This window comes from Jeotgalibacillus alimentarius, assembly GCF_000829445.1.
In the GTDB taxonomy this organism is placed as follows: domain Bacteria; phylum Bacillota; class Bacilli; order Bacillales; family Jeotgalibacillaceae; genus Jeotgalibacillus; species Jeotgalibacillus alimentarius.
On sequence record NZ_JXRQ01000017.1, the window covers coordinates 190,559 to 214,815 of the forward strand.

At 40.9% G+C, this 24,257-nt stretch carries 21 protein-coding genes and 1 riboswitch; of the genes, 16 read left to right on the top strand and 5 right to left on the bottom strand.

Annotated features, from left to right (window positions below; genetic code table 11):
* The first annotated feature begins 19 nt into the window (after window positions 1-19).
* Window positions 20-192: riboswitch (yybP-ykoY riboswitch) on the top strand.
* A 50-nt stretch (window positions 193-242) separates the two neighbouring features.
* From KP77_RS08145 to KP77_RS08160, 4 genes are all read left to right on the top strand, one after another.
* The gene (locus tag KP77_RS08145; RefSeq protein ID WP_041122219.1) at window positions 243-1,022 is read left to right on the top strand and encodes a TerC family protein; all 780 of its coding nucleotides are present in this window, start codon (window positions 243-245) and stop codon (window positions 1,020-1,022) included.
* Window positions 1,023-1,195: 173 nt separating this feature from the next.
* A complete protein-coding gene (gene sigI, locus KP77_RS08150; RefSeq protein ID WP_041122220.1) occupies window positions 1,196-1,942 on the top strand; it encodes an RNA polymerase sigma-I factor in 747 nt (248 codons plus the stop codon).
* Window positions 1,939-3,039, top strand: coding sequence for an anti-sigma factor domain-containing protein (locus KP77_RS08155; protein WP_041122221.1), 1,101 nt, complete (start codon window positions 1,939-1,941; stop codon window positions 3,037-3,039). Before sigI ends, KP77_RS08155 begins: the two co-directional genes overlap by 4 nt.
* A gap of 118 nt (window positions 3,040-3,157) precedes the next feature.
* Window positions 3,158-4,507, top strand: coding sequence for a TrkH family potassium uptake protein (locus tag KP77_RS08160; protein WP_152614700.1), 1,350 nt, complete (start codon window positions 3,158-3,160; stop codon window positions 4,505-4,507).
* Between the two features lie 35 nt (window positions 4,508-4,542).
* Here the strand turns inward: KP77_RS08160 and KP77_RS08165 are convergent, their stop codons facing one another.
* Together KP77_RS08165 and KP77_RS08170 are read right to left on the bottom strand one after the other, a co-directional pair.
* Window positions 4,543-6,285 carry a B12-binding domain-containing radical SAM protein gene (locus KP77_RS08165; protein ID WP_041122222.1) on the bottom strand — a complete coding sequence of 581 codons (1,743 nt, stop codon included), beginning with the start codon at window positions 6,283-6,285 and terminating at the stop codon, window positions 4,543-4,545.
* Window positions 6,286-6,446: 161 nt separating this feature from the next.
* Window positions 6,447-7,460 carry an acyltransferase family protein gene (locus tag KP77_RS08170; RefSeq protein WP_041122223.1) on the bottom strand — a complete coding sequence of 338 codons (1,014 nt, stop codon included), beginning with the start codon at window positions 7,458-7,460 and terminating at the stop codon, window positions 6,447-6,449.
* Window positions 7,461-7,583: 123 nt separating this feature from the next.
* Here KP77_RS08170 and KP77_RS08175 point away from each other — a divergent pair, with 123 nt between their 5' ends.
* The gene (locus tag KP77_RS08175; protein WP_084218638.1) at window positions 7,584-8,963 is read left to right on the top strand and encodes an ATP-binding protein; all 1,380 of its coding nucleotides are present in this window, start codon (window positions 7,584-7,586) and stop codon (window positions 8,961-8,963) included.
* A 64-nt stretch (window positions 8,964-9,027) separates the two neighbouring features.
* Here KP77_RS08175 and KP77_RS08180 read toward each other — a convergent pair whose 3' ends face one another.
* The gene (locus KP77_RS08180) at window positions 9,028-9,795 is read right to left on the bottom strand and encodes a carbon-nitrogen family hydrolase (RefSeq protein WP_041122224.1); all 768 of its coding nucleotides are present in this window, start codon (window positions 9,793-9,795) and stop codon (window positions 9,028-9,030) included.
* Window positions 9,796-9,882: 87 nt separating this feature from the next.
* Here KP77_RS08180 and KP77_RS08185 point away from each other — a divergent pair, with 87 nt between their 5' ends.
* The 4 genes from KP77_RS08185 to KP77_RS08200 all read left to right on the top strand — a co-directional run bounded on the left by KP77_RS08185 (window position 9,883) and on the right by KP77_RS08200 (window position 14,413).
* Window positions 9,883-11,061: a pyridoxal phosphate-dependent aminotransferase gene (locus KP77_RS08185; RefSeq protein ID WP_041122225.1), complete on the top strand. Its 1,179-nt coding sequence runs from the start codon at window positions 9,883-9,885 to the stop codon at window positions 11,059-11,061.
* A 29-nt stretch (window positions 11,062-11,090) separates the two neighbouring features.
* On the top strand, window positions 11,091-12,101 hold the full coding sequence (locus KP77_RS08190; protein ID WP_052474040.1) for a bifunctional metallophosphatase/5'-nucleotidase: 1,011 nt from the start codon (window positions 11,091-11,093) through the stop codon (window positions 12,099-12,101).
* Window positions 12,102-12,151: 50 nt separating this feature from the next.
* Window positions 12,152-12,601, top strand: coding sequence for a MarR family winged helix-turn-helix transcriptional regulator (locus KP77_RS08195; protein WP_041122226.1), 450 nt, complete (start codon window positions 12,152-12,154; stop codon window positions 12,599-12,601).
* 114 nt (window positions 12,602-12,715) lie between these two features.
* Window positions 12,716-14,413 (top strand): M3 family oligoendopeptidase, encoded by a 1,698-nt coding sequence (locus KP77_RS08200; protein ID WP_041122227.1) that lies wholly within the window; start codon window positions 12,716-12,718, stop codon window positions 14,411-14,413.
* A gap of 237 nt (window positions 14,414-14,650) precedes the next feature.
* Here KP77_RS08200 and KP77_RS08205 read toward each other — a convergent pair whose 3' ends face one another.
* Together KP77_RS08205 and KP77_RS08210 are read right to left on the bottom strand one after the other, a co-directional pair.
* The gene (locus tag KP77_RS08205; RefSeq protein WP_041122228.1) at window positions 14,651-16,735 is read right to left on the bottom strand and encodes an ATP-dependent Clp protease ATP-binding subunit; all 2,085 of its coding nucleotides are present in this window, start codon (window positions 16,733-16,735) and stop codon (window positions 14,651-14,653) included.
* A gap of 136 nt (window positions 16,736-16,871) precedes the next feature.
* Window positions 16,872-17,621 (bottom strand): hypothetical protein, encoded by a 750-nt coding sequence (locus KP77_RS08210; protein WP_041122229.1) that lies wholly within the window; start codon window positions 17,619-17,621, stop codon window positions 16,872-16,874.
* 119 nt (window positions 17,622-17,740) lie between these two features.
* Here KP77_RS08210 and KP77_RS08215 point away from each other — a divergent pair, with 119 nt between their 5' ends.
* The 7 genes from KP77_RS08215 to ptsP all read left to right on the top strand — a co-directional run bounded on the left by KP77_RS08215 (window position 17,741) and on the right by ptsP (window position 24,202).
* Entirely contained in the window at window positions 17,741-17,935 is a 195-nt protein-coding gene (locus KP77_RS08215) for a hypothetical protein (RefSeq protein ID WP_041122230.1), read from the top strand.
* Between the two features lie 15 nt (window positions 17,936-17,950).
* On the top strand, window positions 17,951-18,667 hold the full coding sequence (locus KP77_RS08220) for an SDR family oxidoreductase (RefSeq protein ID WP_041122231.1): 717 nt from the start codon (window positions 17,951-17,953) through the stop codon (window positions 18,665-18,667).
* Window positions 18,668-18,782: 115 nt separating this feature from the next.
* Window positions 18,783-19,712 carry an AAA family ATPase gene (locus KP77_RS08225; protein ID WP_041122232.1) on the top strand — a complete coding sequence of 310 codons (930 nt, stop codon included), beginning with the start codon at window positions 18,783-18,785 and terminating at the stop codon, window positions 19,710-19,712.
* Between the two features lies 1 nt (window position 19,713).
* Window positions 19,714-20,877 (top strand): DUF58 domain-containing protein, encoded by a 1,164-nt coding sequence (locus KP77_RS08230; protein WP_041122233.1) that lies wholly within the window; start codon window positions 19,714-19,716, stop codon window positions 20,875-20,877.
* On the top strand, window positions 20,850-22,037 hold the full coding sequence (locus tag KP77_RS08235; protein ID WP_041122234.1) for a hypothetical protein: 1,188 nt from the start codon (window positions 20,850-20,852) through the stop codon (window positions 22,035-22,037). The genes KP77_RS08230 and KP77_RS08235 overlap by 28 nt, the downstream gene beginning before the upstream one ends.
* Window positions 22,038-22,217: 180 nt before the next feature.
* Window positions 22,218-22,481 carry a phosphocarrier protein HPr gene (locus tag KP77_RS08240; protein WP_039808554.1) on the top strand — a complete coding sequence of 88 codons (264 nt, stop codon included), beginning with the start codon at window positions 22,218-22,220 and terminating at the stop codon, window positions 22,479-22,481.
* Window positions 22,482-22,483: 2 nt separating this feature from the next.
* Window positions 22,484-24,202 (top strand): phosphoenolpyruvate--protein phosphotransferase, encoded by a 1,719-nt coding sequence (ptsP, locus tag KP77_RS08245; RefSeq protein ID WP_041122235.1) that lies wholly within the window; start codon window positions 22,484-22,486, stop codon window positions 24,200-24,202.
* Window positions 24,203-24,257 lie beyond the last annotated feature (55 nt).

The following is a 24,257-nucleotide window of genomic DNA, read 5'->3' on the forward strand; positions in this document are numbered from 1 at the left end:
TCAATTCAATAGCGCTTTGACATCTGTCAAGGGGGAGTAGCTTTAGCTGTTAATCAGCTAATTATGATCGTCACGACATGAACACAGCGGTTCATCGGTCATAATGGCATTGTCATAATGCTTTGCAAGACCTTTGCCTTTTATTAGGCAAAGGTCTTTTTATGTTGATTTCACTTGTTTTGGCAAATGATTAATTCCTGGCGAATTGGAGAAAATGAAAAGATACAAGAGGAGGATACAAGATGGATGCAGCATTGTTGCTGGAGTATGGCTGGGTACTGCTGATTCTGATCGGACTTGAAGGGATACTTGCAGCTGATAACGCAGTTGTGATGGCGGTAATGGTTAAGCATTTACCACCTGAACAGCGTAAAAAGGCATTATTCTACGGATTATTTGGAGCTTTTGTTTTCAGATTTGCCTCATTGTTTTTAATTGCAATATTAATCGACGTATGGCAGGTACAGGCGATCGGGGCTGCCTATCTGCTCTATATTTCAATCAGTCACGTAGTCAAACAAATCAGATCAAAACATGACGAGTCAGTTGAAGCTGATGAAGCTGAAAAATCCGCTAAAGGATCAGGCTTCTGGATGACAGTATTAAAAGTTGAGCTCGCTGATATCGCTTTTGCCGTTGACTCCATGCTGGCTGCAGTGGCACTTGCGTTAACGCTGCCGGCAGTTGGAGCTTTTGAAATCGGAGGAATGGATGGCGGACAGTTCATCGTCATTTTCCTTGGCGGTCTGATCGGTCTGATCATCATGCGTTTTGCAGCCCACTGGTTTGTAAAGCTACTGGGCAAATATCCGTTGCTTGAAACGACTGCTTTCTTAATCGTCGGATGGGTTGGTGTAAAGCTTGTCGTGCTGACTCTTGGACATCCAAATGTTCAACTGATCGATACGCATTTCCCACATTCAACTGAGTGGAAAATTATATTCTGGTCAATTCTGGTGCTGATTGCAGGCGGAGGATATATGTTAGCAAAAAGAAGAGGGCAGGAAAGTTCTGCACATTAATGCTAAAAAAGCTGAGACAATGTCTCGGCTTTTTTTATTTTATTTCAACAAAATTAAAAAGACCCCCTGATATTACAGAAACATTACGTAAAGTTTATTAAAAGGGAAATGTTTCTTTCAACACAGTTTACCGTTACAATTTATCTATCATGTGTTGAATAGAGGTGGAGAGGTTGATATCTTTCCTATTATTTGGGTTATATAAGTTTTCTTCAAAAGCTACACTCGAAGAAAAAGTAAAGCAGATACAAATGGGGGATACTGAGCTTTTATCAGAAGTGCTGGAAGCATATAAGCCTTTTGTTAAAAAAACAGCTTCAAAAGTATGCCGCCGTTATATATATGATTCCGACGATGAGTATAGTGTTGCGCTGATTGCATTTCACGATGCGCTGATGAAGTATCAGTCTGATAAAGGAGCTTCAGTGATCAGTTTTTCAGAACTTGTCATCAAACGCCGGGTCATTGATTATTTGCGTACTCACCAAAAGGAAAAGCAGGAAGTATTATTTGAGCCCGGCAGTGAGTCTGTTGATTCAGCCGGTTATCTCGAGAATGATCAGTCAATGAAAGCTTTTGCCAGTGAACAGGATGCTGAAGCAAGAAAAGAAGAGATCATAAAGTACAGTTTAGTCTTGAAAGAGTATGGTTTGTCATTTAATGAGCTGGCAGTCAGTTCACCGAAACACAAAGATGCCAGAGAGAATGCTGTCTTTATTGCAAAGCTGGTCAGCTCGAACAGTGAATGGTTTGCAGAACTGAAAAAGAAAAAAAGGCTTCCGATCAAGCAGATCGAAAAAGAAGTGGATGTCAGCAGAAAGACAATTGAAAGGAATCGTAAATATATCATCGCAGTAGCAATTTTAATCAACGGCCACTTTCCTTATCTTTATGAGTATGTGAAGGAGCAATTGCAATGAAAAAAGGAATCGTAATGGAAATTAAAAAAAGGCACTTAATTCTTTTAACTGTTGAGGGCGAATTTTGCAGGGTTAAAAATCCGGGTGGGCATATCCATGTCGGAGAAGAGGTCGCGGCAAGCGAGTACAGTGCGCGCAGTTACCCTCATTTAGCTGCTGCGGGCGCTTTGGCAGCAATTATGATGTTAGCTTTTGTCATATTGGAACCGGTATTTAATCAGAAAACTTATGCCTATGTTGCAGTTGATATTAACCCAAGTTTTGAGATCGAATTAAATAAAGGCACTGAGGCGATAAATATTGAAGCAGTAAATCATGATGCACAGCAAATGATCGAAAATATGGAACTTGAAAATCTTAATATTGAAGAAGTGATTTCAAGCATCATTAATGAAAGTATTCAGGAAGGTTATTTATTACCTGAAAATGGTCAGGTGACGATATCTACAGTGATTTCTGAAGAAGCAGATCAGTCATTTGAAGAAGAACTGGAGTCGCTTTTAGCAAATGTATCGCGTGCGTCAGATGTATCGAATATTGCATTTTATGAAGGTTCACTCAGAGATATTGAGGCTGCTGAAAGACGGGGGATTTCATTTGGACAACTGTTGGCGGAAAAAAACAGTAAAAGTGAAGAAGATATCACACCTGAAAAACCAGCTGCTGTAGAAACTGAAACGGCGAATAAAGAAGATAATGAAACTTCAGAAGATACACAGGAAGATGATCATCAGGAAACCCAGGTGGATGAAGTCGAAATAACAGAAGACAAAAATGAACAAAACCATGTTGTGCCGGAAACAGTAGATGAGGATTCACATGTGGATAAAGAAATGATAGAGAGTAGTAACGAAAGCAGTAGCAGTGGGAACAACGGAAACCGTGGTAACGACGGAAATAATGGCAATACCGAAAACAATGGCAACAATGGCGATAACGGGAACAACGGAAATAACGGGAATAACGGGAACAATGGAAACAATGGAAACAATGGAAACAACGGAAATAACGGGAACAACGGAAACAATGGCAACAACGGTAATAATGGAAATAACGGAAACAGTGGCAACAACGGAAACAACGGCAACAACAATTAAGCAGGAGTATTCCTGCTTTTTTGTGTGTCAAAATATCAATGGTTCTACAGAAACTTGTTTAAAAGAGAGCGGTTTTCATATAAGCTATGTATAGATTTAAATGAAAGGAACTATAAACATGTGGCAGATGCTGAAAGACCGGCTAAGAAAAATGAAACCTGCCCAGTTGATTGTCACCTATTACTTTTTGGCTATCAGTTTATCATTTGGGCTCTTAAGACTGCCCTGGGTGCATAAGCCTGATCAGGAAGTATCATTAATTGATTCACTCTTTACTGCTGTGAGTGCAGTAAGTGTTACGGGTCTTACAGTGATTCAGATTTCAGATACTTATACTATATTTGGGATCGTAATGGTGATATTAATTCTTCAACTGGGCGGTATCGGAATTATGTCCCTTGGTACTTTTATCTGGTTATTAATAGGGAAAAGAATTGGATTGAGAGAACGTCAGCTAATTATGCTTGACCACAATCAATATAATTTATCAGGCGTTGTAAAATTAATTATTGAGATTATCAAAATCTTATTAATCATTGAAGCAATTGGGGCGCTGTTGTTAAGCCTGTATTTCACTCAATTTTATGAAAAATGGTCTGAGGCTGTTTTACATGGTGTATTTGCTTCAGTATCAGCAACAACAAATGGAGGATTCGATATTACAGGTCAATCTATGATTCCTTATGCGGATGATTATTTTGTCCAGATGGTTACGATTCTTCTCATCATTCTGGGTGCGATCGGATTCCCTGTACTGATTGAGTTAAAACAATTTATCAGTCATAAGTCAGGGCCTTTCAGATTTTCCTTATTTACCAAACTGACCACTATTACGTTTGGAATATTATTAATTGTGGGAACGCTTTTGATTTATTTGATCGAATACAATCAGAGGTTTGAAGGGTTAAGCTGGCATCAGGGGTTGTTTTATGCCCTGTTTCAATCAGTATCGACACGTTCCGGGGGACTGGTCACATTAGAGGTGAGCACCTTTACTGAACCTACACAGTTGATTCTGAGCCTGTTAATGTTTATCGGTGCATCACCCAGTTCAGTTGGCGGAGGGATCAGAACAACGACGCTTGCCATTGCAGTTTTGTTTTTGATCAACTTTTCAAGGGGCCGGCACCATATTCAGATATTTGGCAGGGAAATCCATTTGATCGATATTTTCAGGTCTTACGTTGTGATTATACTCGCTGTTCTGATGTCGATGGTCTCGGTGATTTCAATCATGATTCTCGAAGGTCTTGATGTCATTACAGTTATATTTGAAGTCACATCCGCATTCGGAACTTCCGGAATGTCGATGGGGATTACACCAACGCTATCCACGCCAAGTAAAATCATTTTGATGTTTCTGATGTTTGTAGGACGTGTAGGACTGATTTCCTTCCTGTTTATGATCGGCGGGAACAATAAAAAAGAAAAATTCCGTTATCCTAAAGAACGGGTTATTATCGGATGATCAAAAAAGAACCTCAAACGTGAGGTTCTTTTTTGTTAAGATATTAAATGCTGAACGCTTGTTTTTGGAAATTCAAATATAGATGCAATTCCTTTTTTCGGATGATAGTAGGCAAGCAGATAAGTGGAAACCGGCTCGCCGTCAGTCAGCTTTAAGCCTTCCTCAAGTACCGTATGCTTATATAATTCCTTCTGTTTCAAATTCAATGCTGAAAATGCTTCTCCAGCGATAGACGGGTCAGTAAGTAACACGTCGTACACGCTGCTGAGATTTTTATCCTCTTTGCCCCACCAGGCTTTACGGGGCTTGAACTTATGGTTTTTCAGATAATCTTTTTTCATCAGATAAGTTGTGTTTTCAAGTGCTTCAGGCTTGTATGCTTTTATGAACTGATAGAGGCGTTTAAACAGATCCTCAAGCTGATGACCAATTCTTGACCAGCCTGATTCATCCCAGTACGTACCAAAATCCTGATAAAAATCAAATGGTGTGTCAAATACTTCTCCGGTCAAATAGGCAATCGTTTCATCAAGTCGATGGTCATTCCAATACTTTTCCAACACGTCTTCAACCTGCTTAATTCTAAGAATCTCATCAAAAGTCAGCTGGTTGTTGCTAAGAATCTCATAAGGGGCATGATCCATATAAATATAATCATGGTCAGCAGCATTTATTCTCAGCCCGGTCCCACGCAGCATCTTTAAAAATCCAAGCTGCAGCTCTTCCGGTTCAAGCTCATACACGTCATTAAAAGTTTGCTTAAATGATGCGTAATTTTCCTCAGGAAGACCTGCAATCAGATCAAGGTGCTGAGCGATTTTACCGCCGTCTCTTACCATAGTGACGGTACGCTTGAGTTTTTCAAAGTTCTGTTTACGTTTTACAAGCTCATTTGTGTGGTCATTCGTTGACTGTACACCGATCTCAAAGCGGAATAGTCCCGCAGGTGCATGATCATTCAGATACTGAATCACTTCAGGACGCATAATATCACCGGTAATTTCAAACTGAAAAACAGTCCCCGGCACATGCTCTTCAATTAGAAATTCAAACATTTCCATTGCGTAGCTTCTGCTGATATTAAACGTTCTGTCTACAAACTTGAAAACACGTGCCCCGTTTTCCATTAAATAACGAATATCTGCTTTTACAGCTTCACGGTCAAAATATCTTACGCCCACTTCGATTGAAGAAAGGCAGAATTGACATTGAAACGGGCATCCTCTGCTAGTTTCAATATAAGTGATTCTTTTACCCAATGAAGATTGATCTTCTTCAAATCTGAAAGGGGAAGGCAGCGTTTTTAAATCAGCTTTTGCAGGCTGGGGGCGCAGGTGCATTTTTCCTTCAAGCAGGGATGCTGCGCCATGAACGTCAGAAAATTCGATCGTACCTGAGAAATAATCAAGCAGCTCTTTAAACGTCTTTTCTCCTTCACCGATTACAATGAAATCTGCATGATCCTGAAGCCGGTTAAGCCAGTAATGCACATCATACGTAACTTCTGGCCCGCCGAGTATCACTTTCACATCAGGCAGGATCTTTTTCAGCATACCAATCACCTGGATGGTTTCTTCAATATTCCATATATAACAGCTGAATCCAATTACATCCGGTTTTTTTGCATATAAATCCCCGGTGATATTTAAGATTGGATCATTAATCGTATATTCAGCAAGCTCAATATCATACTCATTCTCAGCTGCTGCCTTTAAATATCTGATTGCAAGGTTCGTGTGAATATATTTGGCATTAAGTGACGCCAGTACTGTTTTCATGTTCCTTCTCCTTTATTAACAAATCAATATTAAGTGTACATGACCATATACAGACTGGCAATGAAGTTCTTTATAATGAATCATCTTGAATGAAAAGGTTTATTTTATATTTATTAAGTGTTAAGATGTTGTTAAATATTATCCAAATATTCTTACTTCACCTATTCTTTGGATTTCATCATTTTTTTGGCTTTTGTGGCCCTCAATTCAACGATCGGCTGACCGGCAGCTGCAACGAATCTGGACGATAGAAAAATCGTTAACAGAAGTGAAGCTGCCATAATGATGAGTAGTGATACGTATGGATTTACAATGAGTCCAAGGTTACTCTCACGGTAAAATTGAATGATGAAACCATGGAACAGATACACATACAAAGTATTGAGACCCCACTTTGTAAAGAATGTCTTGTTCACAGGTGACAGTGAGAAGAATGCAATAACGAGCCAGAAGCTCACACCATAGATCAGCAGCCTTAATAACGGGCTGGCCTCTACGGGTGTTCCCAGATCTTCATAGGAATGGGAACCAAACAGCCATCTGCTACTCCAATCAGGCAGAAGGTAGATCGAAATAAATACTACAAGTATGGAAAGGACAGAGAATATCTGACCTTTTTTTGACGCAATCTTACTGAAAAATTCCCGATTCAGGTAATGACCTGCTAAGAAAAACGGAAAAAATACAAATGTCCTTGAAAGGCTGAGTGTGGACGTGTAATCATTTACAAACCCAACCATTACGCCAAGTATGATACTGATACCCATTGCTGCTTTCCATTTCAGCTTCAACACATCCACGAATAAAATCAGCAGCAGACTCCAAAAGAACAGACTGACTAAAAACCACAGTGCCCATTGTGGATTAAATGGATCAATCTCAATATTATTCTCATTTCTCAGGAAGTAATAATAAATGGTATAGATGACTTGAAAAATAAAATAAGGTACGATCAGTTTCTTTAACAGCTTCAGGAATAATCCTTTTGAGTAATTCGCTTTGGCGAAGTAACCGGCGATCAGTATAAAGGCCGGCATGTGAAAGAAGTAAATTGTCTGGTAAGTAGTCATCAGAAGTGCATCTTCTTCAATGCTGCTCTGAATAGCGTGACCAAATACCACTAGAAAAATTAATATAAATTTTGCATTGTCAAAATAATAGTCGCGTTTCGACATGATTACACCGCTTTCATTAGCACTTGTCGTTCAGATACATACCCGTTTTCGCAATTAATAAATCTGGTGATAATGACATATTTATAATTGTCATTCATTTTATTGAAAAGAAGGGATATAAAAATGCTTTCAAGACATTTGTCTCAAATAGAATCTTTTCATCACGCAGAACAGCAGGGAGGAAGCCTCCCATCGAGTAGCAGGTTACTGAATTACATGAATGAATGTGCATTGGTCATCAATCAAAGTGGAATTATACTGAACTTCAATAGTCAAAGCAACGGCCATTTGGACCCCAGGACTGGAACCTCACTTTATACATATTTGAAAAGTGAAGACATCGAATGGTTGGAAGCTTGTCTTAAAGGTGAAAATATTCCGCAGAAAATGATCAGATATTTCGGTGAGAACAAAACGGTCGAAGGAATTGGGGAATGTATTTCAGTGGAAGGTGAAGAATATATATTTATTTTTAAAAATCTTCATCATATACCTGAAAAGTTCATTTTTGAAAATATATTTCAAAGAGCGATACATGGGCTATTAATTATGAATGAGGAAGGAACAATTGTCAGATCCAATTTATTTGCGGATGAATTGCTGGATATTAAAAGTGAAGATGATATCAATTTATATGATCTGCTCGATCAATATCCTGACGAAGCAGGAATACCGGGGTTTACGCAACCGCATGCTACTCATGAAAAAGAAAATATGCTAAGCAGGGTCATACGGATTCAATCGAGAAGTTATGAATTAACTAAAGTGGACAACATAGCAGGCAGTTATGATCTTGTTGTGATCAGGGATATAAGCGAAGTGGTTAATAATATACGCAAAGCCAATGAGCATGATACGTTAAAGGTTGTCGGTCAGCTTGCAGCAGGAATTGCCCATGAAATTAGAAACCCGATGACTTCTTTAAAAGGATTTATACAGCTGCTCGAGCCAAATCTGCGTGAACATCAGAAAATGTACTTTGAAGTCATTAACTCTGAATTGAAACGTATCGAGACAATTATGACGGAATTTTTAATGCTGGCAAAACCAAAAAAGAGTGTGTTCAGTAAAATTAACTTAAACCATGTTATTCAGGAAACAGTTGATATTATGAAACCACATGCTACACTGCATGATCTGGAAATTACGTATGAAGCATTAGATGGAGAGTGTCATGTGTTTGGAGATTCAAACCGTTTGAAGCAGGTGTTTATTAACCTGATTAAAAACGCTATAGAGGCGACACCGGCAAAAGGGAAAATTCAGGTAGGAATCAGCCGGAAAGCAAGTGAAGTAATCGTATCGGTATCTGACAGCGGGTGCGGGATTCCAAAAGGAAAGCTTGATAAGCTGAAAGAACCTTTTTTTACTACAAAAGAAAATGGTACGGGGCTTGGACTTCCGGTCAGCCTGAATATTATTGCTGAACATCATGGCACTGTGGATGTCAAAAGTGAATTAAATAAAGGGACGATCTTTGATATTTTTCTGCCTGCGCTATGATAGTAAATAATCAGTTCCTGTTGCAGAGGGAAGTTTCTACTTCCCTGCTGCAGGATAGGCTGATTCAATAGTAGTCCGTTCTCCGGTCATCAAAAATTGGTATTCTTTTACGTATTTCTTCTACTTCTTCCACATTGATTTCTCCGTATACGATCTCTTCTTGATCCGTTCCTTCAGCTATCACTTTGCCCCACGGATCAATCACAATAGAGTGCCCGCCAAACTCATTGGCCGGGTCACTTCCGACTCTGTTACAGGCAATGACATATACCTGATTTTCAATCGCTCTGGCTTTTAAGAGCGTAATCCAGTGATCGATTCTTGGAGCCGGCCATTCAGCAGGCACAACAATAACTTTGGCGCCATTCAGCACTGATTTTCTGATCCATTCAGGGAACCTGATATCATAACAGATAAACGCGGCAAAACTGATTCCAGCCAGTACGAAGGATGGATCATCAGAACCGGCCTGCAGGTGTAAGTGCTCGTCCATTAATTTGAACAGGTGAAGCTTACTGTATTCATGAATCAGTGATCCGTGATTGTCGATGACCGGCAGCGTGTTATAAATACCGTCATCTTTCACATTTGCTGCAGAACCGCCGATCAGGTTCACATTGTGAGTAACTGCAAGCTCTTTTAAGAGGTCAATTGTGCGGTCATAATGTTCCGGCATGGTTTTGAGGTTTGGCAGGTCATAGCCTGTTGTCCAGAGTTCAGGAAGGACGACAAGATCTGCATCCTCTATCTGATTGAACCAGTCCTCTACCTTCTTATAATTTTCTTCAAAAGAACCAAATGCGATGTCCATCTGGAATATTGCAACTTTCATCAGTTCACCCACTTTTCAGAATCGTCTTTACAATGATACATTTACGTTATAACATTTAGTGCAATAATTTGAAAGAGGGTCGTCTTAGTGAAACAGTTTGAACAATCTGATCGATTACAACAGCTTCCGGAACAATTTTTTGCGAAGCTTTCAGCAAAAGTAATGGAAAAAGTCGCAGCAGGACATGACATTATTAATCTCGGGCAGGGAAATCCGGATCTTCCGACGCCTGATCATATTGTAAGAAGACTTCAGTCAGCCGCTGAAAATCCCGTCAATCATAAGTATTCACCTTTTAGAGGCATGTCCTATGTAAGAGAGGCAGCTGCCGCTTTTTATAAAAGAGAATATGGTGTTAATCTGGATCCGGATAAAGAGGTGGCATTGCTGTTTGGCGGGAAAGCAGGGCTTGTTGAACTTCCGCAGTGTCTGGTGAATCCCGGGGATGTGATTCTTGTTCCCGATCCGGGGTATCCCGATTACTGGTCAGGTGTATCTCTTGCAGAAGCTGAAATGGTAAGGATGCCGCTTCTTAAAGAAAACGAGTTTCTTCCTGACCTCACACAGATTTCTGAAGAAACGGCACGGGAAGCAAAGCTGATGTTCCTTAATTACCCGAACAATCCAACAGGTGCACTTGCAGATCAGTCATTCTTTGATGAAGTGATTGCATTCGCAGAAGAATACGATATTTGTGTTGTACATGATTTTGCATATGGATCAATTGGTTTTGATGGGAACAGGCCGGTCAGTTATCTCCAGTCTGAGCGGGCAAAAGAAAATGGTGTTGAAATCTATACGCTATCCAAGACATTTAATATGGCAGGCTGGCGTGTTGCGTTTGCAGTAGGTAATCCATCAGTCATTGATTCTTTGAACCTGCTTCAGGATCATTTGCATGTGAGTTTGTTTGGTGCAGTGCAGGAGGCTGCAGAAGCGGCTCTGACTGAGTCATATCAGCCCGCACTGGACTTATCAGATCTCTATGAAGTAAGAAGAAATACAATGGTCAGTGCATTTAATGAAGCCGGGTGGAAGGTTGATGCACCGAAAGGATCTTTCTTTGCATGGTTTAAGGTGCCAAAAGGGTATACTTCTGAGAGCTTCAGTGATCTGCTGCTTGAAAAAGCAGATATCGTAGTAGCCCCAGGTATCGGCTTTGGGGAAAGTGGGGAAGGATACGTGAGAGTAGCACTTCTGACAAGTGAAGAAAGAATAAAAGAAGCTGCAGTAAGACTGTCAAAACTGAATCTGTTTCATACATAAACTGTTTTTTGACCCGGGGGGTGAATGGATTGGCCAACGATCATATTCAATTGACCATACTTCAGACCAATGATGTTCACGGGCATGTGAAATCAACTTCTCATTGGGGAACTGATCAGACGCACGGGATGGCGAGGCTTTCTTCGATTATCAAAAATAAGCGGAAAGAAGACCCGGAACTTCTTCTGTTTGATACAGGAGATATGTTGAAGGGGAGTCCGCTCACCTATCATTACGCAAAGTATAATGACTATATGCCAAATCCGATGATATCAATTATGAATGAACTGCAATACGATTGCGGGGCAGTCGGAGAACATGATTTCGAGTACGGTCTTCCGTTTTTAAGCAGAGCGATCAGCCGTTCGTTTTTCCCATGGCTCGCTGCTAACATTGTTCATAAAACGACAAAAGAGCCATACTTTGGCTTTCCTTATACAGTTAAAAACGTAAAAGGTGTCAAGGTGGCGATCCTTGGTATTTCAGCCACTAGAATGAATGGAGAAGAACCATTTATCATTAAAGATATATTATTTGAAGACGCATACCTTGCAGCCAAACGGTGGGTGGGGTTTATTCACGAGAATGAAAGTCCTGATCTTGTCATTGTGAATTATCACGGCGGATTCAATACGCAATCTGCACGTTCAATCAATCAGGGAGACATGATCTGTTCCATTGACGGAATTGATATCCTGCTTACTGCTGGCGATCATACTGTCATGAATGAGAGGCGTTCAGGGAAACTGGTTCTGCAATCCGGCGCATATGGAGAATGCCTGGGAGAAATTAAGCTTTCCCTTTCAAGGTTTGGTTCATCATACAAAATTGAAACAGCAGAGGGTCGACATACATCAGCTGAAGAAGCAGAGGCGGAACCTGGAATCGAAAAACTGATTTATTTTCAGGAGCTGGAAACGTTGAATTGGGCCCGTTCTGAGTCTGCAGCCAGGCACTTCGGGCTCAAAACAGATGATGATCAGACGGTGATTGATTGGTTAAAAAGCGTGATACTGAAGGAATACATTGACTTTTTTTAGGTTCCATCGCTATACTTTATAAGATGATAATGACAAAGGAATGACTGACTATGACTGATGGAGCGGACTATAACCAATCATTAAAACTTTTTATCGTATTATCCAGAGCCTACAAAGCGATTAATGAATCAAGCAGCAAATTCTTTCAGGAAAAAGGATTAAATCCGACTGAATTTGGTGTGCTTGAATTGCTGTATCATAAAGGAAAACAGCCGCTTCAAAAAATAGGCGGTAAAATCCTGCTTGCAAGCGGAAGTATTACGTATGTAGTCGATAAGCTTGAAAAGAAAGGTCTGATCTGCAGAGTGGCATCCCCTGAAGACAGAAGGGTCACCTATGCGGAGATCACAGAAAAAGGTGAACTATTCATGAGTGAAATTTTTCCTGCTCACGAAAAAAACCTGCATGAACTGATGACCGCTCTTTCTGATGAAGAGCAGAAACAGGCGATTGAACTGCTGAAAAAGCTGGGATTATCGATCAAAGACCTTTCATACTAGTATAAAGATCAGCACCGGGCGATGATCCCGGTGTTTTTTATATGGTAATATGCAGGAAGTAAAGCACTGAAAGTCGAAATAAAAGGTTGGAGTAAAAAGAGTGGAGGAGACAACATGTTAACATTCAAAGATTATTCATATAAGCGTCCTGACTTCGATCAGGTGAAAACTGAATTTGAAACTTTGCTGGATGCGTTCAGAGAGGCAAACAGCTTAGCTCAGCAGGAAGAAGTAATGGGCAGATTGAATCAGCTCAGAGACGATATTTCAACTCAGGGAAACCTTGCTTTTATAAGGGCATCAATTAATACAAAAGATACGTTTTATGAAGAAGAAAAAAATTATTTTGATGAAATACAACCGCAATTTGAGGAACTTACTACTTTGTTTTATAAAGAACTTGTAAAGTCACCATACAGAAAAGAATTAGAAGAAAAATGGGGAAGTCAGTTTTTCAATCTGGCAGATTATTCGATTAAAGCATTCAGTCCGGAAGTTATTCCGCTGTTACAGGAGGAAAATCGTTTGTCCTCCGAATATTCCAGACTAGTCGCTTCAGCTGAGATCGACTTTCAGGGTGAACAGCTGACACTGGCCCAAATTGACCCGTATACAGAGTCTGTCGACCGGAGTATCCGTGAAGAGGCTGTTAAAGCAAAGTTTAATTTTTTTGCTGATCATGAGGAGAAGTTTGATGAACTTTACGACAAACTGGTTAAAACAAGACACGAAATTGCGCTGAAACTTGGCTATAAAAACTTCATTGATGTTGGATATTTAAGAATGCTGCGGGTCGATTATAGCGCAGAACAGGTAAAGGTCTTCCGTGAGCAGGTAAAAAAATACGTTGTGCCGCTTGCAACTAAATTAAGAAAACGCCAGCAGGAGAGAATTGGCGTAGATCAGCTGATGTTTTGGGATGAATCGCTTGAATTTCTGACAGGAAACGCTAATCCGCAGGGCGGACCAGAGTGGATTATTGAACAGGGAAAAAAGATGTATAAAGAACTTTCTGATGAAACAGATGAGTTTTTTACATTTATGAATGAACGGGAACTGATGGATCTCGAAGCGAAAAAGGGTAAAGAAGCAGGCGGATACTGTACATTTATTGAGAACTACGAAGCGCCTTTTATATTTTCAAACTTTAATGGTACATCAGCAGATATAGATGTACTGACACATGAAGCGGGGCATGCGTTTCAGGTTTATATGAGCCGCAATATTCAGATCCCTGAATATATCTGGCCTACGCACGAAGCAGCAGAAATTCACTCTATGAGCATGGAATTTCTGACATGGCCATGGATGGAAAATTTCTTTGGTGACCAAACTGAGAAATATAAATTTGCCCATTTAAGCAGCGGTATTTTATTCTTGCCTTATGGGGTAGCGGTAGATGAATTTCAACACAGAATATATGAGAAACCTGATATGACTCCGGCAGAGAGAAAAGATGTCTGGAAAGAACTTGAAAACACCTATCTGCCGCATCGCAATTATGGCGGACATGAGTACCTGAATCAGGGAGGCGTCTGGCAGAGACAGGGGCATATCTATGAGGATCCGTTTTATTATATTGACTACACGTTAGCCCAGATCTGCGCTTTTCAGTTCTGGAAGAAATCAAGAGAGGATTTTGACGGTGCGTGGGCAGATTATGTACACCTGTGCAAATTGGGCGGATCAAAATCATTTACAGAACTGGTTAAAGAGGCTAATCTCAAGTCGCCGTTTGCAGAAGGAAGTCTGGAATCTGTTGTAAATGAAATAGAGAATTGGCTTAATGAAGTGGACGATCAGGCTTTATAAACAAAGCTCTGTTTAAAGGTGGCTGTTGATTTCCGCTTCAGGGGGAACGCTTTCCTAAGGGCGTGCGGTGAGCCTCCTCAGCGCGGGGCGCTTGCGGGGTCTCACCTGTCACGCTGCTCCTGCTGGAGTCGTCCCCCTTCCGCTCCAATCACCAGCTGTGCTAAAACATCATCGGGCTTTAGCTTTATCATAACCACAAACAAAAAAAGAGACTGCGCCGGCAGTCTCTTTTTTCTGTTACATTTTCACAATGATAATTTCACCGTCTTCAAGTACTGCTTTTAAGTGTTTTTCTTCAGGATAGTCATACATAAAGTCTGTCACCTGATCTTCAAGTGTTTCCTGAATCACTCTTCTTAGCGGACGGGCACCAAATGAAGGGTGGTAACCGAGTTCAGCTATGCGCTCTTTCACTTCCTCTGTGACAGTGAGCTTCATACCCTGTTCTTCAATCAGCTCGCTCAGTTCCTCTAACATCAGATCAACAATTTTAATGAGATGTTCTTTACCCAGAGACTCAAATTCAATAATACTGTCAAATCTGTTCAGGAATTCAGGTTTGAAAAAGTCGCTCAGTGATTCCAGTATAGAAGCTTCATCAGCTGCCTGTGTCGCTCCGAACCCTACGGCTTTCTTTCTCGTTCCGACACCTGCATTACTAGTCATGATAATCACAGTTTCCTTAAAGCTTACTGTGCGGCCCTGGCTGTCAGTGAGACGGCCATCCTCCATAATTTGCAGGAACATATGCATGACATCAGGATGAGCTTTTTCAATCTCATCAAGCAGCAGAATCGTATAAGGAGAGCGGCGCACTTTCTCAGTCAGCTGCCCTGCCTGATCGTGCCCGACATATCCGGGTGGTGAACCGATCAGTTTTGATACGCTGTGCTTTTCCATGTATTCGCTCATATCCAGACGGATCATGTGTTCTTTAGAGCCGAAAAGTTCTTCTGCCAATGTTTTGGACAGTTCAGTTTTTCCGACACCTGTAGGACCTACAAACAGGAATGAACCGGCAGGGCGGTTTTTTGATTTCAGTCCCGCACGGCTTCTGCGGACAGCTTTTGCAACTCTTTTAACAGCTTCATCTTGTCCGATCACATGATGACGAAGATTTTCCTCAAGTTCAGCCATCTTTTTATGCTCGTCCTGTTCAATCTTACCAACAGGAATACCGGTTTTTCTTTCAATTAATTTCTGGATCATCTCTATGCCAACGACAGGTTTTTCTTTAGAAACAGGCTGATTCAGCGCAAGTTCGAGCTGCTCTTCCTCATCCCGTAACTTTGCAGCTTTTTCATATTCTTCATGCTTCAGTGCTTCTTCTTTTTCAGCATGAATCACCTTCAGGCGGTTTTCAATTTCTGTTTTATCCGCCAGATCCAGGGTTAAGTTGAGCTTAGAACCGGCTTCATCCATCAGGTCAATCGCTTTATCCGGCAGGAAACGATCCTGAATGTAGCGTTTTGACAGTGTAACAGCAGCTTCAATAGCTTCAGTGCTGTATGTGACACTGTGGAACTCTTCATATCTTGTTGCAAGCCCTTTTAGAATATCTATTGCTTCAGATATTGAAGGCTCTTTCAGGTGAATCGGCTGGAAGCGACGTTCAAGCGCTGCGTCTTTTTCAATCTTTCTGTATTCAGCAAGCGTTGTTGCACCGACAAGCTGCAGTTCACCCCGTGCAAGTGCAGGCTTCAGAATATTTCCTGCGTCCATCGAGCCTTCGGCAGAGCCTGCCCCGACAATCTGATGAATTTCATCAATAAACAGAATAATATTTTTTCTTTGCTGAAGCTCGCTGATCAACTGCTTCATTCTTTCTTCAAATTGGCCTCTGATTCCTGTATTAGATACGAGTGATGCTACATCCAACAGGATGACTTCTTTTTGCTTCAGCTTCTGAGGGACAGACCCTTCAGCGATTTTCAGTGCAAGTCCTTCAGCTGCAGCAGTTTTACCAATCCCTGGTTCACCTATCAGCACAGGGTTATTTTTATTTCTGCGATTTAGAATTTCAATCATTTGTTCAATATCCCCATCTCTGCCAATCACAGGGTCAATAAGGCCGGCACCTGCAAGATTTGTCAGGTTTCTGCCGTATTCTTCAAGAAGTCCATCTTGCTTTTTCGGCTTTTCCTGCTTCATTTGTTCGAAAGGCTGGAATGAATCGCTGCCTTTTTGGTTCATGGCAGTATGAAGCTTTGAACGTTCTTCTTTATAGCATACGGAGCACAAATGAAAATCCTGTACATGTTCGTTTAGTTGAACTCTGAATTGTATATTAGCTGGTTTAGTCTGGCATTTTTGACAAATCATCGTGACTCCTCCTTATTAATCAATTACAATTTGACTATCTTTGACTTTCTGATTTCAGTATACTTTGACCTTTATTGACTTTCAAGTTTTGTGCTCAAAAAAACCGCTCCCTGATTTAAGGAAGCGGTCTTTTGTATTATTCAATTGTTTCAGCCATTTGGATGAATGCATCTTCAAGGCCTGAATCAGCCTGCGTGTGAATCTCAATTCTTACAAACATATCGTTCAGTTCATAAAGGTAAGTCTTAAACTGGTTTTCACCAACAGCTGCTTCATAACCAGTAATCACATTGTCAGCTTCAGCAGGCGTCCATTCAGCAGCAGCCTCACCCTGAATAGCATCTGCCTGACCTTTCATCTGATCTTCAATTAGTGCCTGTTCAGATTCAGCCTTCGGATAAGTGTGAATACGCATAAACTGTGAATCGTCTTCGTCAAAATAGACCTGGTCAACATTTGGCTCTTCAAGAGTAAAAGAAAACCCTTCTGCTACATAGACACTGTAATTGTTCTCTTCACTTTCCTGGAGAAAAGCAGTTCTTTCTGACTCATCTCCATTAATTGTGAGTGTCATCTGCTGTTCAAGGAGGCGCATATCACTTTCACCTTCGCTATTTTCCTCTGCATCTTCTTCTGCTTCAGCAGAGTCATCAGTTGATTCTTCAGCAGCTTCTTCTTCAGTACTTTCTTCTTCAACAGTTTCTTCTGAATCAGTTTCAGATTCTTCAACGGGAACATCTGTAGCAGCTTCTTCTGTTTCTTCCGGCATAACAGTTTCTGCATTTTGCTCTCCTGCAGTATCGTCTTCACTGCTATTTTCAGTGCCGCATGCAGCCATAAAAGCAGCGAGCATTGAAATGAGCATGTACATCATCATTTTTTTCATATGATTTCCTCCATTCTATATGTATAGTCTCATTGTAGTAGACGTACCAGATTTGTAAAAGTTTCAAATGTCTCATAAAGTGATATAGAGAAATAGATATTTATAAGCAGGTGATGAAAATGACAAAAGAAGAAGTAAATGCTTTACTCGATCAATTGAAGAGTGGAGAACTAACTGAAGTAACAGTCGAAAAAAAGGATTTCGATCTGTTCAGCAGTGTATTAAGAGCAAGAGACGATTTTAAGCATTTCAGAGGGATTGCAAGACATTATGGAAAAACGGTCTACCACTACCTTGAAGAACCAAGAAGCTAAAAGGGGGATACATAAATGAAGACAGTTATAGTGACAGGAGCAGCAAGTGGAATCGGGCTCGCGATCTCAAAGGCATATGTGAGTGAAGGTGCGTTTGTTTATATGGTAGATAAAAATAAAGAAAAGCTCACTGAGGAAGCGGGAAAGCTTGAACATACGGAGGCGGTCACTGCTGATGTATCAAGTTATGTGGAAGTAAAAAAACTTTTTCACTATATAAAAGAAAAATCAGGAACCGTTGATATTTTAATTAACAATGCAGGAATTTCTAAGTTCAAATCAATTTGGGAAGTATCGGTCGAGGATTGGGAGGAGATTATACATACGAATCTCTCAAGCGCTTTCTACTGCTCAAGGGAAGCGGCTTTATTAATGGAGCAGGGGGGATCAATTGTGAATCTCTGTTCAACGAGAGCTCATATGTCTGAACCAGATACTGAAGGGTATGCAGCTTCAAAGGGAGGCATCTTTGCATTGACGCATTCGCTGGCAGTTACGTTATCTGAAAAAGATATTACGGTCAATGCCATCAGTCCAGGCTGGATCCACACAGGAGATTATGAGAGTCTCCGTGTAGTGGATCACGAGCAGCATCTGTCCAACAGAGTCGGTAAGCCTGAAGATGTTGCAAGAGCGTGCCTGTTCCTGACAGACGAAGCAAATAATTTTATTAATGGAGAAAACCTCGTGATCGATGGAGGAATGACAAGAAAAATGATTTACGAGCATTGATTTTTAAGACCGGGGACATTTCCCGGTCTTTTTCATTTTTTCACCATAACAATGAAACCTTTTTCCGAATTTTTAGTATAATAACTATAATTGACTATAAGCGGGGAGAGGTTTGATGAAAAATATGATACAGCAGGAAGTTGGAAAGTCAGTCGTTGGCAGAGACAGGGAGGTTGAATTACTGACCATTGCCATGCTGCAGGGAGGACATGTATTGCTTGAAAGTGTACCGGGAACCGGTAAGACACTCCTTGCAAAATCATTTGCTAAAGCAGCCGGTGGGAAATTTTCACGTATTCAATTCACACCGGATGTGCTGCCTTCTGATGTGACAGGACTACACTTCTTTAATCCTGAAACTAGAAAATTTGAATTAAAGGAAGGGCCGGTTATGACGAACTTCCTGCTCGCAGATGAAATCAATCGTGCAACGCCAAGAACGCAGTCGAGTCTGCTCGAAGTTATGGAAGAAAAGCAGGTAACAATTGATGGTGAAACGCTTACTTCATCTTTTCCATTCATGGTTATTGCTACACAAAACCCTGTTGAGTCACAGCAGGGAACTTTTCCACTGCCATATGCGCAGCTCGACCGATTTATGTTTAAGCTGCCTTCTGAATATCCCGGATTTGAAGACGAATCCAGTATTTTAAAACAGTGGATCCATAAAGAGGAATCACCACTTATATCAGCAGTCGTATCTATTGAAGAGCTTCAACAGGCTGCAGATGAAGTAAGAAATGTTTCTGTACATAACGAAATCACTGATTATATTCTAAAGCTGATCCGCTCAACAAGGTCCCATCCATTAATTGAATGGGGTGCGAGTCCGAGAGCAGCTGTCACTCTGCTGAAAGCGGCACAGGGTTCAGCTTATCTTCAAGGACGCTCGCACATTATTCCTGAAGATGTAAAAAATCTTTTTCACTATGTACTTGGTCACAGAGTTCAGCTGACGCCGGAGGCCTCCCTGATGAAAAATACAGATGAGATTCTGACTGAAGTATTAAAGGATACTGATGCACCAGTCGAATTGAGGCTTTAAAATGTGGCTTGAAATAAAGTCGACAGAGAGGCATTTGAAGTTACTTGAAGTCATCACACTGTTAAGCGGATTGTTCTTCTTTCTTGGAAGCCAATTCGCAGGGGCTGCTGTATGTGCCGGGATCGTTATTTTTATCAGGTTCCACCTGCACTATAGTGAGCATGCAGGGTCAGATCTGACTTTCATCGAAAATGAACAGGCTGAACGTTTGAATGTAGATGATGAATCGGACTGGACAGTCACTTTCCGGAATGGAAAATACCCTATTAGAGATGTAACGGTCACGCTGACTTTTACAAACCATGCAGCATTTCTTAATGAGGATACAATGAGGGTTGGACAGACAATCCAATGGTCCGGACAATTATCGATGGAGAAATATGAAGAGTTAAAAGTATCTATCCCGGTCAAAGCGGTTAAGCGCGGTAAATTTAAAATGGTGTCCTGTCAACTGCATATCCCGCACTTATTCGGTTATGGCTATAAGCTGATGCAATACAAAGGACACTTCAGGGCAGAAAAAAGAATTTACCCGGAAACAGAACACGTTAAATTTTCATCTTATCCTCCGGCGGTCCGTCCGGGGGATAGTATGGCAAATTTTTCTTTATATGAAGATCTTACGATGCGGGCGGGTACAAGAGAATACAGAGCAGGAGATACGATGCAGCGGATCAACTGGGCTGCCTACGCAAAAACCGGTCAGCTGCAGACAAATATTTATGAACCCGTAATTGAAGAGAAATATATGATTATACTGAATGTGACGTATAAGCACGCTAAAAACATTCATTTTGAAAAGTTGATTAAACAGGCAGCTTTTATGATTACAGATGCACATCGTCTCAACCGCACAATTGGATTATGTATTAACGTCAGAACGAAAGAAGCGCCGAATTTTTACTATATTGCGCCTGATAATGGGATCAGTCACAGTAGAAAATGTCTTGAAATGTTAAGCATTTTATCTATTGGTGATGTGACGATGCCGGTTAATCCAATGATTAATCAGCTGTCACTTATGCAGGCAGGTGTGACAGATTATATTTATATCGGCGACACCACTTCCTCTGAAAGGCTCTCTTCTCTAAGTGGAAGGGTGTGGATTGCAGGTGAGCAGGAAGGGGGGGCAATACGATGGAATCAACAGTTAACCGGTCAATAAGATCATCTATCTCCCTGTTATTTGATACGATGTTTCCAGTATTAATCCTTACTGCATTTGCAGAAAATGGACTTTTTCCAATTCACTATACAGCCCTTGGCATCGGCGTCATATCAGCCTGCCTGATTTTAATGAGCCTGGATAGAAAGATACAGGTCCGGGTTTTTGCACTCGCTTTAACAGCCTTTTTAATTCTATCTGTTGTGGCGGGAGGCTGGCCTGTCATTCTGATCGTTTGTCAGGGAATATTTTTCTTTTGGAGAATGCTGAAAAGGTCAGATAGCAGTGAATTATCACAGATCACTCTCATTCAGCTGATTCTATTCACATTAGTGTTTATCTCTATGTTTTCATTCCAGCTGACATATGAAATATATCCGGCGAATTTTTTAATTATCTATCTTGTTGCCGGCATCTTTTTATATAGTGCAGCGCCTTATTTCAGTACATACGCCAGCAAAAACGGGCTGGTATTGTTTTCAAAGTATGCCGGTCTTTTTTTAACATTGGGTGCAGTGATCTATCTTCTGGCAGAACCTTTCAGGAAATTACTGTTTGCAGCAGGAGACGTCGCTGTAGCAGGTGTGATCAGAATTCTTTATCTGACCGGGGCAGACATTGAGATACCGGAAGCACAAATGCCGGAAGTTGAAACGTCCTCTGAGGAGGGAGATATGTATAAGCCAAACCCACTGAATAGACAAGAGATAGAAGAAACGGTGGGTGTCAATACACTTGAGCTGATTATGTTGATTGCAGTTATCGTGTTAGCAGCGGGGGCAGCCTGGTTACTATTCAAAAAGTTCAAGCAGCAGCCCGTGCTGTCAGGGTCTGCGAATATGGATGTTACGATAGAAAGAAGACGAGTGAAAAAAGACCGTGATGAAAAAACAACTGTACCAAACCACCAAATCAGAAAAGAAATACTGAAGCTTGAACAAAAAGCCCGGAAAAATGAAGCAGGCAGGTTAAAGTCTGAAACGGTTAGGGAATGGTTCAGTAGGCTAAAAGTTCAGGACTATGGATATTACGCTGCGATATATGAAAAAGTCAGATACAATGACCAGGATGTTCTGTCAGAAGAGCAGAAAGCTTTTGAACAATTTGTTAAACATTTTGAGAAGCAGATTAAGAAAAATCAGCAACGATCTGATTCCTAAAATGCTGAAGCACTGCAAATTCGTTGTACTTAAGCCTTTCTCATGCTATTCTTATGATTTAAAGAGGATGTAAACATGTCACTAATAAGTAAAGGAATTTTTGTTGACTGTGAGGACGGAATTCGTTAACTTATTAAAGTAATGTTGTAAATACAAGTGTAGAAAAGGAGAAGATTAATCATGACACAAAAAACTTTTACAGTAACTGCAGAAACAGGTATCCATGCACGTCCGGCTACAATTCTGGTTCAAAATGCAAGCAAATTTGATTCTGATATCCAGCTTGAGTATAAAGGGAAGAAAGTAAACCTGAAATCAATCATGGGTGTTATGTCTCTAGGTGTTGGTAAAGACGCTGAAATCACAATCTACGCTGATGGAAGCGACGAAGAAGAAGCGCTGGCAAGTCTTGAAGAAACTCTTAAAAACGAAGGTCTTGCGTAAGAATGTCTTCAGTTTTAAAAGGAATAGCAGCATCAAGCGGAATTGCGATTGCTAAAGCTTACCGTCTTGTAGAGCCGGACCTTTCGTTTGAACAGACGAAAGTTGAACATGCAGACCAAGAAGTACAGCGCTTCCAGGATGCTCTCCAGACATCTAAAAACGAGCTAGAAGTCATTCGTGACCGTGCAAGAACAGAGTTGGGAGAAGATAAGGCCCAAATTTTTGAGGCGCATCTTCTCGTATTAAGTGATCCTGAATTGATATCTCCTATTGAAGATAAGATCAACCAGGAACACGTTAACGCTGAGGCTGCATTGAAAGAAACAGCGGATATGTTTGTTACGATGTTTGAACAGATGGATAACGAGTATATGAAAGAGCGTGCTGCAGATATCCGTGATGTAACAAAGCGTGTTCTTTCACACCTGCTGGGCGTAAAAGTACTTAATCCAAGCATGATCTCAGAAGAAGTTGTGGTCATTGCTGAGGATCTTACACCGTCAGATACAGCACAGCTGAACCGTGAATTTGTTAAAGGATTCACAACAAATATCGGTGGACGTACTTCACATTCAGCAATCATGGCCCGCTCTATGGAAATTCCAGCAGTAGTTGGAACAAAAGAAGCGACTGTGACAATCGAAAACGGCGACATGGTTATTGTTGACGGGTTAAATGGTGAAGTTCACGTTAATCCGACTGATGAACTGATCAGTCAGTATGAAAAGAAAGCAGCTGATTTTGCTGATCAAAAAGCAGAATGGGCCAAGCTTGTTGATGAAAAAACTGTAACGGCGGATGGCCGTCACGTCGAGCTTGCTGCAAATATTGGAACACCGGGAGATCTTGAAGGTGTAACAAATAACGGTGGGGAGGCGATTGGACTTTACCGTACAGAGTTTCTTTACATGGGCCGTACTGAGCTTCCGTCAGAAGCTGAACAGTTCGAGTCATATAAAGCAGTGTTAGAAGGCATGAAAGGTAAGCCGGTTGTCGTTCGTACGCTTGATATTGGCGGAGACAAAGAGCTTCCTTATCTGAATCTTCCTGAAGAAATGAACCCATTCCTCGGCTTCCGTGCAATCAGACTATGTCTTGAGGAAACTGACCTGTTCCGTACGCAGCTTCGTGCACTGCTTCGTGCGAGTACGTACGGCAACTTAAAAGTTATGTTCCCGATGATTTCTAACCTTGATGAATTCAGATCTGCTAAAGCACTTCTTCTTGAAGTGAAAGAAGAGCTGATTCAAGAAGGTGTGGAAGTCTCAGATTCAATCGAAGTCGGCATTATGGTTGAAATTCCTTCAACAGCAGTGATGGCAGATCAGTTTGCAAAAGAAGTGGATTTCTTCAGTATTGGAACAAACGATCTGATTCAATACACGATGGCAGCTGACCGTATGAATGAAAGAGTATCATACCTTTATCAGCCGTATAATCCTGCTATTTTGCGCCTGATTAAAATGGTGATCGATGCTTCTCATAAAGAAGGTAAGTGGACTGGTATGTGCGGCGAGATGGCCGGAGACGAAATTGCGATTCCAATTCTGCTTGGACTTGGACTCGATGAATTCTCAATGAGCGCAACTTCTATTCTGCCTGCACGCACTCAGATCAAGCAGCTTTCAGATGATAAAATGAAAGCCTTAGCTGAGCACGTCCTGACACTTGGTACAAATGATGAAGTGATTGAAGCTGTAAAAAAAGAAATTAATTTGTAATATATTTGTTATTTAAATTGGGATTAAAAGAATGAACAGGGGGAAGTATATTAGT